General features: G+C 37.6%; 13 protein-coding genes. 9 read left to right on the top strand and 4 right to left on the bottom strand.

The genetic code is table 11. The annotated features are described in order from the left end of the window. Positions 1-3 precede the first annotated feature (3 nt). Entirely contained in the window at positions 4-1,368 is a 1,365-nt protein-coding gene (radA, locus tag K1X82_03910) for a DNA repair protein RadA (protein MBX7181236.1), read from the top strand. Between the two features lie 6 nt (positions 1,369-1,374). Here radA and K1X82_03905 read toward each other — a convergent pair whose 3' ends face one another. The 3 genes from K1X82_03905 to K1X82_03895 all read right to left on the bottom strand — a co-directional run bounded on the left by K1X82_03905 (position 1,375) and on the right by K1X82_03895 (position 4,991). Next, positions 1,375-2,400, bottom strand: coding sequence for a DUF3089 domain-containing protein (locus K1X82_03905; protein MBX7181235.1), 1,026 nt, complete (start codon positions 2,398-2,400; stop codon positions 1,375-1,377). 111 nt (positions 2,401-2,511) lie between these two features. Further along, a complete protein-coding gene (ftsZ, locus tag K1X82_03900; GenBank protein ID MBX7181234.1) occupies positions 2,512-4,122 on the bottom strand; it encodes a cell division protein FtsZ in 1,611 nt (536 codons plus the stop codon). A gap of 152 nt (positions 4,123-4,274) precedes the next feature. Further along, on the bottom strand, positions 4,275-4,991 hold the full coding sequence (locus tag K1X82_03895) for a cation diffusion facilitator family transporter (protein ID MBX7181233.1): 717 nt from the start codon (positions 4,989-4,991) through the stop codon (positions 4,275-4,277). 138 nt (positions 4,992-5,129) lie between these two features. On the opposite strand from K1X82_03895, the gene K1X82_03890 reads away from it, so the two are divergent. Both K1X82_03890 and K1X82_03885 read left to right on the top strand, forming a co-directional pair. Then, positions 5,130-6,389 carry a phosphatidylinositol-specific phospholipase C1-like protein gene (locus K1X82_03890; GenBank protein MBX7181232.1) on the top strand — a complete coding sequence of 420 codons (1,260 nt, stop codon included), beginning with the start codon at positions 5,130-5,132 and terminating at the stop codon, positions 6,387-6,389. Positions 6,390-6,416: 27 nt separating this feature from the next. Next, positions 6,417-7,427, top strand: coding sequence for an amidohydrolase (locus K1X82_03885; GenBank protein MBX7181231.1), 1,011 nt, complete (start codon positions 6,417-6,419; stop codon positions 7,425-7,427). A 977-nt stretch (positions 7,428-8,404) separates the two neighbouring features. On the opposite strand, the gene mtgA is transcribed toward K1X82_03885, so the two are convergent. Next, positions 8,405-9,121, bottom strand: a complete 717-nt coding sequence (mtgA, locus tag K1X82_03880) for a monofunctional biosynthetic peptidoglycan transglycosylase (protein ID MBX7181230.1) — start codon at positions 9,119-9,121, stop codon at positions 8,405-8,407. Between the two features lie 84 nt (positions 9,122-9,205). On the opposite strand from mtgA, the gene K1X82_03875 reads away from it, so the two are divergent. From K1X82_03875 to K1X82_03850, 6 genes are all read left to right on the top strand, one after another. Further along, positions 9,206-9,604: a hypothetical protein gene (locus tag K1X82_03875; GenBank protein ID MBX7181229.1), complete on the top strand. Its 399-nt coding sequence runs from the start codon at positions 9,206-9,208 to the stop codon at positions 9,602-9,604. Between the two features lie 11 nt (positions 9,605-9,615). After that, positions 9,616-10,077, top strand: a complete 462-nt coding sequence (locus K1X82_03870) for a gliding motility lipoprotein GldH (protein MBX7181228.1) — start codon at positions 9,616-9,618, stop codon at positions 10,075-10,077. Positions 10,078-10,175: 98 nt separating this feature from the next. Continuing rightward, a complete protein-coding gene (locus K1X82_03865; protein ID MBX7181227.1) occupies positions 10,176-11,138 on the top strand; it encodes an outer membrane beta-barrel protein in 963 nt (320 codons plus the stop codon). A gap of 31 nt (positions 11,139-11,169) precedes the next feature. Beyond that, on the top strand, positions 11,170-12,066 hold the full coding sequence (locus K1X82_03860; GenBank protein ID MBX7181226.1) for an outer membrane beta-barrel protein: 897 nt from the start codon (positions 11,170-11,172) through the stop codon (positions 12,064-12,066). Between the two features lie 15 nt (positions 12,067-12,081). Continuing rightward, a complete protein-coding gene (locus K1X82_03855; protein ID MBX7181225.1) occupies positions 12,082-12,828 on the top strand; it encodes an isoprenyl transferase in 747 nt (248 codons plus the stop codon). Continuing rightward, positions 12,788-13,566, top strand: a 779-nt coding sequence (locus K1X82_03850) for an outer membrane protein assembly factor BamA (protein MBX7181224.1), incomplete at its 3' end; no start/stop codon positions are given. The genes K1X82_03855 and K1X82_03850, both read left to right, overlap by 41 nt.

Here is a 13,566-nt window from a genome sequence, read left to right as displayed (position 1 = left end):
GCCTTGTCTAAAACGAAGACCGTATGGTTTTGCCAACATTGTGGGCAACAGTCGCCTAAATGGGTAGGTAAGTGCCCTTCTTGTTCTCAGTGGAATACATTTGTTGAAGAGGTTTTAGAAAAGCCTTCTGTGGGTGGTACTTGGCAAAAGGCTATTGATCCCAATAGTAGTCAACCAAAGTTAATTAACGATATAGTTACAAAAGAGGAGAATCGCATTCCTCTTCCAGATGAAGAATTAAGCAGGGTGTTGGGTGGTGGACTTGTTCCCGGTTCTTTGGTTCTATTAAGTGGAGAACCCGGAATTGGGAAAAGTACGTTGTTGCTGCAATTAGCCTTGAAAGCGAAAAAGCTCAAAACGCTTTACGTTACCGGGGAGGAGAGTGATTTGCAGGTGAAAATGCGAGCAGAGAGAATTGAGAGTGGTGAAAATCAATGTTATATTTTAACAGAGACTAATTGTAGAAATATTTTACATTCCGCACAGCAGATTCAACCTTCAATTATTATCATTGATTCTATTCAAACAGTATGGAGTCCTGATGTAGAATCTTCTCCTGGAAGTGTTTCTCAAATTAAGGAATGTGCAACTGAGTTTTTGAAGTTTGCTAAGCAAAGTAATATTCCCGTTTTTCTAATTGGACATATTACCAAGGATGGAAATATTGCAGGACCAAAGGTTTTGGAACATATGGTAGATACCGTATTGTTGTTTGAAGGAGATAGAAATTTTGTGTTTAGGTTAGTTCGGGCTTCAAAAAACAGGTTTGGATCTACTGCTGAATTGGCCATTTATGAAATGAAAGGCAATGGTTTACGTGAAGTAAGTAATCCTTCTGAAGTTTTTTTATCTCAACGTGACGAAAGTTTAAGTGGAATAGCTGTCTCTGCCATGCTGGAAGGTATTCGTCCTATGCTGATTGAGGTACAAGCCTTGGCTAGTTCTGCAGTTTATGGCACACCACAACGAAGTGGGACTGGCTTTGACCTAAGAAGGTTAAATATGTTATTGGCAGTCCTGGAAAAACGATGTGGATTTCGATTGGGGCAAAAGGATGTCTTTTTGAGTATTGCCGGAGGATTAAGGGTTGATGATCCTGCAATCGATTTGGCCGTAGTTTGTTCGGTAATTTCGTCTTCTGAAGATGTTGCCATTCCCGGAAAGTATTGTTTTGCCGCAGAATTAGGCTTAAGTGGTGAAATCAGGCCGGTAAATAGAATCGAACAACGTGTAGCTGAGGCTGAGCGTTTAGGTTTCGAGAAAATTTTTATATCACAGTATAATAAATTTCAACTGCCATCGACTTCTCGAATTCAAGTTGTTTCTTGTAAACGAATTGAAGAGGTTCTTAGGCAGGTTTTTGGGTAAGTTTTATTATTTCAAATAGTTTTTTACCCTTACACTCACATTTTCTCGAATATTCATGTAAAATAGGTGGTAATCTGCCACATTAAAATTGGCAATTTTGGATAAATCCCCTGCTGGCGGATTAATCCACAGAATTCCTTGATGTACTTTAGCGTCACAAAGTCCGGGTAATAGCTTAAATTCTTTTAATACCCCTCCCATATTCTGACTTGATTCTGCGTAAGTTTGGTCTTCGGATTTCCATGTTAGTGGATTGGTGCAATGGGCTAGCTTTGCCCCTAATTCATAAGTGCTTGGATAATATCCATTGGCGTAGGTAACCCACGAAACAAAACAACCAAAGTCATCCTCTGCTTTGCAGGGTGGAATACCCTTTAATGTATCAGCAGTGACTGGCATTCCAACTACATAAGCAGCAACTAATTGTTTATATAATGGTTTATTGACGAATTTTTCACGCAATAATCTTACTGCGTGGATTGTGCCTTGGGTGTGTGAAGCGATAATAATTGGTCTGCCATCGTTGTGGAATTTTAGATAATATTCAAACGCTCGTTTTACATCATTATAAGCAGTGTCAAAAGCTGCATTGGCTTCTTTTCCGTTATCGGTAAAGAAGGAAAAGATATGAGCCTGTCTATACCTTGGAGCGTATATTTTACAACTTTCATTGAATATGCTTGCTTGAAATACCAGGGCATTCTTATCCGTTTCTTCATTGAGTGCTTTATCTGATAAATCAGCATTCCAACTATGTTTTCCGTTTGGTTTTTCCACATAAGTTGTTGGGTGAATATAAAAGACATCTACTTGCGCAGTATTCTGGTTGTTTTGCAATTCAGTGCTAGGAACTGTATCTGCTAAGTCTTTTATAGTAGGTAAACTTGCCCAACTGGTTGGATTGGCATAATCTGGGATGGGAGGGAAGTAAGTTGGTTCAAAAGTGCTCGTTTTAGGCATATATGGCTTTTTTTGAGCTAAACCAATGCCTGCAATTAATAGCATTAAGAGGGTAAGACCTAAGTTTTTCATTTAATCGGTTAACGTTTAGGGAAAAATGTAAGGTAAAGATAGAATTCTTCTGGAAGTTTTAGTTAATAAAAAAGGCGGAATAATCCGCCTTCTTAAATCATTTTGGATACCTTAATCTACAGAGCCGTGTAAAAAAGAATTATTTTGTCCAAAGGTAGCTTGGTTATTTTCATCCACACCTAGACTCATTTTTCCTTGAACGTTTTCAGAAGAATGAGGTACATTCTCTAAATTCATATTTTTCCTTTTGTAAGCCGGTTCTTTTTCATAATCATCAATTCCTTTTGGTCCTCTTTGATTGAAGTGTTGGAAATTGAATGCTTTTAAACGTTCAACTCTTTCTTTGTGAATTCTCATTTTTTCATCAACTTCATTAGATGAGGTTGGTGTAACTTGAGGCTTTTCATCAGTTAATGAATAAACAATTTTATCACCAGATTCGATTGCTGTTGGATTGGAATCTGTTGTTTTTAAAGAAAAGTTGAAATCGTCGGTGGTTTCTAATTCATTAATTGTTTCTTCAACTGTATTGGTCACTTCTTTTACTTCGATGGTTCCAATTACAGTTTCTGTAATTTCATTGCTTAAACTAGTGGAAACTTCACTTTCTTCTGATTTCACTATTTCCACCTTGGTTGCAGTGGTGGTAGTTGGTTGAGATACAGAGGATAAGCTATTTAAATTGGTTTTTTCAGCACCTAAATTGTATTTAATTATTTCAGGTTTTTTGGCTGCTACACTATTGATTAGTTCAGAATTTTTGGTAAATCCTGTGGCAATTACCGTAACTAGGATGTTATCTCCTAGGGTTTCATCGATGCCATTTCCCCAAATGATATCGGTATTAGTGCCAGCTTGTTGGGTAATGTAATCGGTAATTTCTGAAACTTCATCCATGGTTATTTCTTCAGAACCACTTGAAATAAACAGAAGAATATTGCTTGCTCCGGTAATATGATTGTCGTTTAACAATGGAGATTCCAATGCGTTTCTTACGGCATCTGAAGCTCTGTTGGCGCCACTGGCCTTTCCACTTCCCATAATTGCAACCCCGCTGTTGGTCATTACGGTTTTTACATCTTCAAAATCTACGTTGATATAACCACTTACGGTAATTAATTCAGCAATGCTTTTTGCAGCAGTTGTTAAAATGTCATCAGCTTTGGCAAATGCCTCACTCATTTTCAAATTACCAAACAACAATCGAACTTTTTCATTGCTAATAACCAGGAGCGTATCTACGGTTCTGCTTAGTTCTTCCAAACCGGAATCAGCATAGGTTTTACGTTTTGGGCCTTCAAAATGGAAAGGAATGGTAATTATACCAACCGTTAGAATGCCCATTTCTTTTGCAGTTGCAGCAATCACTGGTGCAGCACCAGTGCCAGTACCACCGCCCATTCCTGCAGTGATAAAAACCATTTTGGTATTATCTCCAAGAATCTTTTTGATATCTTCAATATTTTCTAATGCGGCATTTCTTCCAACTTCTGGTTTTGCTCCTGCACCTCTCCCTTCGGTTAAACTTGAGCCTAGTTGTATTTTTCTTTCTACAGGTGAGGTTTCTAAGGCTTGAGAATCTGTATTGCATACCACAAAGTCAACTCCTTTAATACCTTGTTTAAACATGTGATTAACTGCATTGCTGCCTCCTCCTCCAACACCAATAACTTTAATGATGGATGATGTTCCGTTGTTTTGTGGTAAATCAAATTGTAGCATGGACATTAGGTTTTGTTTCGTTATAAGAACTGAACAACGTGTCCAATTCTTGATGCTAACAAAAGTACCTGTGCTCCAACCCCTCGTTTGAGGATGTTTAAGAAATTATTAACTAAGAATTTTTAATAAAGGTAAAATCCGGATTTGGATATTTATTGCTTTGATTTATAGTTTAATAAATCCTTAGCCGATGATTTTAACAAAGAAATGGCCCAATTTAATACAACCAACGCCCCAACTATTCCTGCAACTGCATCCATCCAGGCTATTTGGAAGGTCTTGCCAAGGAATAATGCTACTATGGCTAAAACGCTGGTAAGAGTATCTGCCAAAACATGCATGTATGCTGCTCGAATGTTGTGATCTCCGTGGTGATGGTCGTGGTGAAGGATAAATGTGGATATACTGTTGACAATTAATCCAATGCCTGCAACCAACATGGCTTCACCGTAAATTACTACTTCCGGGTTAATTAATCTTTCCAAAGACTCAATTAATACCATCCCTCCAACTACCGCTAAAATGACGGCACTTGTATAACCACTTAGCGATAAAACTTTGTTATGCTCTCCTGTTTGTTGTCCTTTCTTTTTCCAATTTTTAATGACCCGATAAGCAATCCAGGTTAATCCAAGTGCTAGGACATGGGAACTCATGTGCCAGCCGTCGGCTAATAAGGCCATTGAATGAGATAGGTATCCAGCTCCAATTTCTATCATCATAGTAATGGAAGATAGGATTACTACCCATTTGGTTTTCTTTTCATGTAAATCGTGAAGTTGCAATTCATGACTATGGGAATGGTGGTCATGTGAACTTTCACTTTGGATTGGTTCCTTTGTTACGTGTTGATGATTTTTAGCTGACACAGCCGCAAATTTACGGGATAAATGTATTGGTTTTTAAAATAATGCAATATTGTTGCATTTGAGGGCGATTGACTTAATGTGAAATTAATGTTACCGATATATTGATAAATTCTTAATTTGGAGGCATAAAAATTAGAAATGAGATATAGGAATATTATTACGAAATGCTCCGCTTTGGGATTATATACCTTGTTGTTCTTTTCATGCAAACACGATCAGGGTTTGACCGACTTAGGAGATATAAATGCCATTGGGAATAATGGTGTTATAAAGCCAACAATTGACTCTACCTCATTTTTAAGATTGAATGAAATACAGGTTATTGCCAGTCATAATAGTTATAGAGTGAAGACAGATGCAGCAATTTTTGACTTTGTTCAGAATATAAAAAGCTTATTGCCTTCAAGTTTGGATCCGGATGGTTGGGATTATAGTCATTTACCAATACCTGAACAACTAGGAGATTACCAAGTAAGAGGATTGGAATTGGATATATTTAATGATCCTAATGGAGGGCAATTTTATAACCGTCAAGGGAATATTTTGGTTCAAAAGCCTGTTAGTTCTGGTATCCAGGAGTTGCAACAACCGGGATTTAAGATGTTGCATATACCCGATTTGGACTACAATACCAATTACTATAGTTTTAAATCGGGCATTCAGGCTTTAAAGGATTGGAGTGACTCACATCCTAACCATATTCCGATATTTGTAAATATTGAGACTAAGGATGAAACTCCGGCTAGTTATGTAACTTCTGCATTACCTTTTCCGGTACCAGGTTTGGTTTTTACACAAGCTATACCCTACGATGAGGCAGCAGTTTTGGCTTTTGATGCTGAAATTAAGGAAGTTTTTGGTAGTGGTTTGGAAAAGGTTTTTACCCCGGATGAACTTCGTGGGACATTTCCGACGCTTAGAGATGCGGCTATGGCAGGGAATTGGCCAATGCTAAAGGATATGAGAGGTAAAATTGTGTTTATAATGGAAGGTGCTTGTGTAGATACTTACCTCGGGCAAAACGAAAATTTGGAAGGCAGAGTTTCTTTCGTCTATGCAGGTGATATTCAAAGTAACTATTCCGCCTTTGTTATTTTAAATAACCCGGTTTCAGATCAATCTGAAATTCAAGAAGCAGTTACAAAAGGGTTTATTGTTCGAACAAGAAGTGATTCAGATACAGATGAGGCCAGAACCGGAGATTATACCAATAGGGATGCCGCAGTTGCTAGTGGCGCACAGATAATTTCAACAGATTATTATCGCCCTGATCCTAGAAGTTCCATTCCCGGTAGCGGTTGGACAGATTTTCATGTAGAATTGCCGGGTGGAAAAATGTTTCGGATTAATCCCGTAGTTGCCCCTCAAAAATTAGCTTGGGGTGAATTAAGCGAATAAACCTCGTTTTCTGCCTACCTTTGCTCTGTGTTTACCATTGATATCCATACCCATATTTTGCCAAAGGAAATTCCGAATTTCAAAGAAAAATTCGGTGGTGGCGATTTTATTCGACTAGAGCATCTGGATTCCGGGTGCGCTAAAATGTATAAAGGCGATACCTTCTTCAGGGAGATTGAATCCAATTGTTGGGAGCCAAATGATCGAATTCATGAGTGCGATAAACATCAGGTGGATGTTCAGGTTTTAAGCACCATTCCGGTAATGTTTAGTTATTGGGCAAAGCCAGTAGATGGTTTAGAAATTAGTAGGTTCTTGAATAATCATATTGCCGAGATAGTTAGGGCCAATCCCAAAAGATTTGTTGGATTGGGTACTATTCCAATGCAAGATCCGGGCATGGCAAGTAAGGAATTAAAACGTTGCATGGAGATTGGATTAAGGGGAGTTCAAATAGGATCAAACGTTAATCAAGAAAATTTGAATGAGCCTAAATTCTATCCGGTTTGGGAGATGGCAGAAAAAATGGGTGCTGCTATTTTTATCCATCCTTGGGAAATGATGGGTGAAACAGAAATGAAAAAGTACTGGCTACCTTGGCTTGTTGGCATGCCTGCTGAAACTAGTCGTGCCATTTGCTCATTGCTTTTTGGTGGGGTGTTGGAGAAGTTTCCAAAACTAAAGCTTGCCTTTGCTCACGGTGGAGGTTCCTTTCCTGCAACCTTGGGTAGAATTGAACATGGATTTCATTGTCGGCCTGATTTGGTGGCTATTGACAACCCTACCAATCCCAGAAAGTACTTGGAAAGAATTTACTTTGATAGCTTGGTACATGATCCAAAAACACTCGAATTTTTAGTCGAAATGGTTGGTTTTAAAAAGGTTTGTTTAGGGTCGGATTATCCATTTCCTTTAGGAGAAGAGGTGCCTGGTTCCATGATTAAAAAAATGGCTTTTACTACCGAAGAAAAAGAATGGCTATTGCATAAAACTGCCTTAGAATGGCTTGGCATGGATAAATCTCAATTTTTGCCTTAATCCAAGTCTGAAGCTTTTTTTGCAATTGCCTAAGTAGTGTTTGATGAAACACCCTCCAATCATTTTTATTCAGGATTTAAGTCGTCAATTATTTTAACTAGTTGGAAGGATTTTTTGCTCAACATCTGCTTAAGAATTCAATTTGGGCTTCCAACTATTTCCAATACAAGGATTTGAGGGCGGTTTTTGATTTCAGAAAAGTTCCCTGTTTATTCACTTAAAAGTTTGACTAGAACCCTTGCCTTTATGCCGAAATTGTCATTTGAAACGAAGTGAACAAATGACAACTGCGATGGGATGTGGGAAGATTCGGGTTAACCCCGAGCTAGTGATAGTTAGTGCCGAGGATACATTATGTTATAACAATTTTTCAAAAGAAAATTAATATATAAATTGATATTACATAATGTTCTCTCGGTAAAGATTACTTGAAAACCTCACTAACACTTGTCTCGAAATGTAGTTTAAAATTACTTATGACAATTTTGGGTTAAAACACCATGAATTACTTGCAGAAACCTAATAGATACCGTGAATAGTCGGATTAGAAAATACACTAATAGATTGCGCCTCGGGCAACGATAGAGGCAAGTAGCTCCAAGCCAACGCAGCGTTTAGCGGAGTGGGCTTGGACTACAGCCGATAGCGTGACCTGAAGCCCGTGCAGGCTGTTTGGGTTTAGCATAAAATAGAATTGGGCGGAAGGGGCCCGCATACAAGGAATTTTAATAAAAAGTCTATCCTAAAGAGTGTATTAATTCAGAAAGCTCCAGGCAATGATTCCGCTATTCCATGCAATACCGAATGGACATTATGTTTAGTCCAATTTTATGTATTAATTTTATTTGAAAAAATTGGCCTAACATTCTGTATCCTCGGCATTTACCAATCTAAATTTATAAATTGCCTTTGGACTATTTATAAAATAAAATTGGTTTAAGTGTTCTGAAAAGTTGAATTCTTCGGTGGATTTGGAATTACTCCTTGGTTGATTCTTCCTCAAATTCGAGTATTTCAATATTACGCATGTTCCTTAAAATCCAACTTTTTCTTCTGCTAATGTAGCCGTTAGGTTTCTTGGGACTCCATTTTCTTGGATTGGGTAAAATAGCAGCAATAGCAGCACATTCGCCTGCATTTAAATTAGAAGCATGTTTGTGGAAATAAGTTTCAGATGCTGCTTCAACACCATAAATGCCATTACCCATTTCAATCACATTCAAATAAACTTCCAGTATCCGCTCTTTGCTCCAAAAGGTTTCGATTAGAAGAGTAAAATAAACTTCTAATCCTTTTCTCAGCCAGGTTCTACCTTGCCAAAGGAAAACATTTTTGGCGGTTTGTTGACTAATAGTACTTCCGCCTTTGATGGTTTTTTTGCGTTTCTTTTTGTTGTTTTTGATGGCTTTTTCTATTGCTTTCAGATCAAAGCCATAATGGTCTAAGAACAATTGATCTTCAGATGCTACCACCGCTAGGGGCATGTGATGAGAAATCTCTTCATAACTTACCCAGTCTTTTTTTAATTTTAGTGGTTCTCCATTGAAGCCTTGTTCAACTAATCGAATTACCATAAGTGGAGTAAGAGGTATGGGGACAAATCGGTAAATGATTGTCACCAAAGTGGTTGAAACAAAAAACAGTAATAAACCCTTCCAGAGATAATTCCATCCTTTTTGAAAATATTTTTTCATTGGCTAACACACAATTGTGGGCAAAATTACTTTTACTGGCTTGAATTTTGCAACGGAACTAAATTACTTTCGTAAAAATTTTCCATGGTTAAGAAAATTACTTCCGCATTCACCTTGCTTATGCTGGGTTTCTTTGTATTGCAATCCTTTAAGAACTTTCCTCAGGATGATAAATGGAACAATTGTTTGGTTAAGTACCGGTTCAATTGGGGAGAGACCTGTAATAGCTGTCAGATGGCTAAAGATACCTACAAAGTATATTTAAGGAATACTTGTGATGAAACCATTGATGCGGTGGTTTGTGTGCAAGAAAATACTAAAAGGTGGAGATATTATTCCTTTAAAAAACTAGCACCTAAGGATAGTGTTTCGGCCTATGCCTGTGTTGGCACTGGGAAGATTTTGAAATGGGTAAGACCATCTAATAATACAGAATTGTTGTTGCCAACTTCGGATGAAGTAAATGCACAATATGCCAAATAAACGGTTGGAAAATGAGAAAATGGTTGATATTAAGTTCTTGTACATTTGTTTTATTGGGTTCTTGCAGAAATCCGGCAATGTTTGATGAAAATCAAGAAATAGAAGGAAGCCAATGGAAAATTGCTCAAAAGCCTAAGTTTTCTGTAGTAATTGAAGATACCCTTCAAAATACGGATGTTTACCTGAACTTGCGAAATTCAAGTTGTTATCCTTATAATAATATTTTTTTGTTTGTGAATACTACTTTCCCTAATGGAAAGCAAGCCAAAGATACATTGGAGTGTATATTAGCGAATGAGAAAGGTCAATGGCTTGGTGACGGATTAGGAGATATTTGGGATAACCGAATTTTATTCAAAAAGAATGTTCGATTTCCGCAGAAGGGTACTTATACTTTTGAAATCGAGCAAGCCATGCGCGTAGACCCATTGCCTTGTATTTTAGATGTTGGTTGGAGACTGGAAAAGAGGTAGTTTATATTATCTTATTTCCATTCGGCCATTAATTTGTAAGTGTCAGGATTTTTTGATTACTTTTGCTGTTTTAGCAAACGAGTAATTAATTTTAGGCCATGACAAAAAGAGTACTTCTACCTTTATTGGCAGCTATAGTCGTAGGTGTTTCTTTATCAACCGAAACCCAAGCTCAGCGTTGGAAACGTCAACGTTATGAGGCTAGTTTCATTTTAGGTGCCAGTAACTTCCTTGGTGAGTTAGGTGGAGCTAATCAAATAGGGACAAATTATTATAAAGACTTAGAGATAGCGATGACCAGGTATGTTTTGGGCGTTGGTATGCGTTATAAACTTACTGAATTTACTGCATTGAGAGGTCAGTTATTATATGCCCGTCTAAGAGGAGAGGATAGGCTAACTCAGGAAAAATATAGAAATAATCGCAATTTAATGTTTCGGTCCCCCGTTGTTGAGTTGGATATTCAATTAGAGTTTTCTTGGATGAGAGAAAGTATAGGAAGCCGATATAAAGTTAGAAGGGTGAAAGGTCGCGGTAAAAAAGGCAGCGAAGTGTATTTCTATGGATTTGTTGGAATTGGCGGTATGTGGTTTAATCCAAGAGGTAAACTGGATGGTAAATGGTATTCTTTGCGTCCTTTGCATACGGAAGGTCAAACATTAGTTGATTCAAGACCAGCCTATTCCCCTGTTCAATTGGTAATTCCTTATGGTTTGGGAGTTCGTTACAATGTGAATAAACAAATTAGCATTGGAATGGAATATGGAATTCGGAAAACATTCACCGATTACATTGATGATGTTTCAACAACTTATTTCGATAAAAGTATGTTGAGAGATCAGTTCGGCGATGCCTCCGCTGATTTGTCAGACCCTAGCCTTGGCACCAAAATTAACTATGCCGGTGATGTTTATCACGCTTCTCCGGATGGGATTGAAAATTGTCAAACTTGTCCGAATCAACAACGAGGCGACCCAACCGACTTAGATTCGTATATGTTTCTTAATTTCTCAGTAAACTATCGCTTAAAATCAACACGTAAAGGATTGCCAAAATTCTAATTTGTCTCCTATCGATTGCACTTAAACTCGAATGAAAAGGATTTTTTTGATTGCGTTTTTGGTTTTTCCATTTATGTTGTTAAAAGCTCAACGCACTGAGGTTGGCCTGTTTGGTGGAACTTCTTTCTATTTGGGAGATTTAAATCCAAAAGGGGTTTTTAAATTTTCTCAACCGGCCTTTGGTATCTTTGCCAGATATAATCTAAATTGGCATTGGGCAGTAAAAGGTAGCGTGAATATTGGCTGGATAAAAGCTGATGATGCAATGAGCTCAGATCCTGCTCAAATTTCAAGAAATTTAAGTTTCAAATCGGTAGTTGCTGATTTCTCAGCTACACTGGAACTTAATTTTTTGAGATTTAGACCCGGTGATACAAAAACACCATTTACTCCTTATATGTTTGGTGGGATTTGTTTATTTAAGTTTAATCCTAAAGGTACCATACAAGATAGTACCTATATTTTTTCAGATGGTGTTGCCAGGTTTGTTCAAGGTGGCACTTATGCCTTGCAACCCTTAGGTACCGAAGGCCAAAATACTCCAGACAATCAGTTGAAGAAGTATTCCTTAACTCAGGTTGGTATCCCTTTTGGAATTGGTTTTAAAATGAACCTTACTGAACGATTATTAATAGGCTTGGAGTGGGGAATGAGAAAAACCTTTACAGATTATTTGGATGATGTAAGTGGTAATTATGCTGATCCTGTAAAATTGGCGGCACAATATGGTGCTGTTTCCGCTGCATTTTCTGATCGGACAATTCCTGACCCGGATGAACCTAATGTTTCTAATATCGGAAGACAACGAGGTAATCCAAAAACAAAAGATTGGTATTCTTTTGCGGGATTAACCATTTCATATAATATTAAATCAAGGCCGGATAGATGTGCGGCCTATAAGCATACTAAAACGAAAGAGGCCTATTAAATAGGTAAGGTTGGAATGGAACAAGATTTGAAAGCCCAAATCGACCTGAAACGGTTGCCAAGGCATATTGCAATCGTGATGGATGGAAATGGCAGATGGGCAAAAAAGCAAGGTAGAATCAGAACATTTGGTCATGAGAATGGAGTTAGATCGGTTAGGGAAACTACCGAAGCTTGTGCAGAATTAGGTGTAGAGTATTTAACACTTTATGCCTTTTCTACCGAGAACTGGAATCGACCAAAATTTGAAGTGAATGCCTTAATGAAGTTGTTGGTTAAAACGATTCATTCTGAAACCAAAACGCTCAATAAAAATAATATCAGGCTTCAAGCTATTGGAAATTTGGACTCTCTTCCAACAGAAACCAGGAAAGAATTGATGCAAGCTGTTGAAAATACCAAGAATAATACTCGAATGACTTTGGTGTTGGCACTAAGTTATAGTAGTAAATGGGAAATCATAAAAGCAGTTAAAGAGGTAGCTCAAGCAGTTAAAAATTCTGAAATTTCCTTGGAAAACATAACAGAACAATTGTTTGAAAAGCATCTTTGCACCAATGGAATGCCTGATCCTGAATTAATGATTCGTACCAGTGGTGAACACCGAATCAGTAACTTTTTACTCTGGCAGCTATCCTACGCTGAATTTTATTTTACAGAAACTCTTTGGCCCGATTTTAATCGTGCCGAACTTTATGAAGCTATCCTTGATTATCAAAACCGTGAACGTAGATTTGGAAAAACCAGTGAACAAGTTAAGTAGTTTGTTCTTTTTCTTACTTGGGTTGGTTTTCCTTGGCGGAAACTTGAGTACCCTTGCACAGGGTGATGGGAAAAGTCCAACCGGTACCGTAGAATATTCTAAACCAAAAGAATATGAAATCGGCGGAATTAATATTGAAGGAACTAAACACTTGGATAAAAATGTACTTAAACTGCTTTCTGGTTTAAGTGAAGGTGAACGAATTCAGGTTCCAGGTGATAAGTTGGCTAAGGCAATTGAAAATCTCTGGAAACAAGGTTTGTTTTCAGATGTTAAAATCCTTGTTACCAAAATTCAAGGAAGTTTTATTTTCCTCGAAATTGCAGTTACCGAAAGGCCTAGGCTTCGTAACTATAGCTTTACCGGTGTAAAAAAATCCGATCAGGATGATATTCGCGATAAAGTGAAATTGGTTAAAGGAAAGGTGGTTACAGACAATTTAATTATGGCCACTACCAATACTATTAAAGAGTTTTACTTTGATAAAGGCCATTCCAATTGTAAGGTCACAATCAAAGAAGTTCCGGATTCTTCCACCCCCAATAGCGTTGATCTAAAAATTTATATATCGAAAGGAAAAAAGGTTAAAATTAAATTTATTGAGATTGATGGAAATTCCTTGGTTGCCGACAAAAAATTGAAAAGATCCATGAAGGACACCAAGGAGATGAAATGGTGGAGAGTGTGGGCTGCATCTAAGTATCTTAGTAAGAAGTATGCGGATGATAAAGAAAAACT

This window comes from Bacteroidia bacterium (assembly GCA_019695265.1).
Taxonomy (GTDB): Bacteria; Bacteroidota; Bacteroidia; order JAIBAJ01; family JAIBAJ01; genus JAIBAJ01.
Note: the sequence above shows the minus strand (reverse complement) of the source record. Positions and strands in the feature narration are given on the sequence as shown.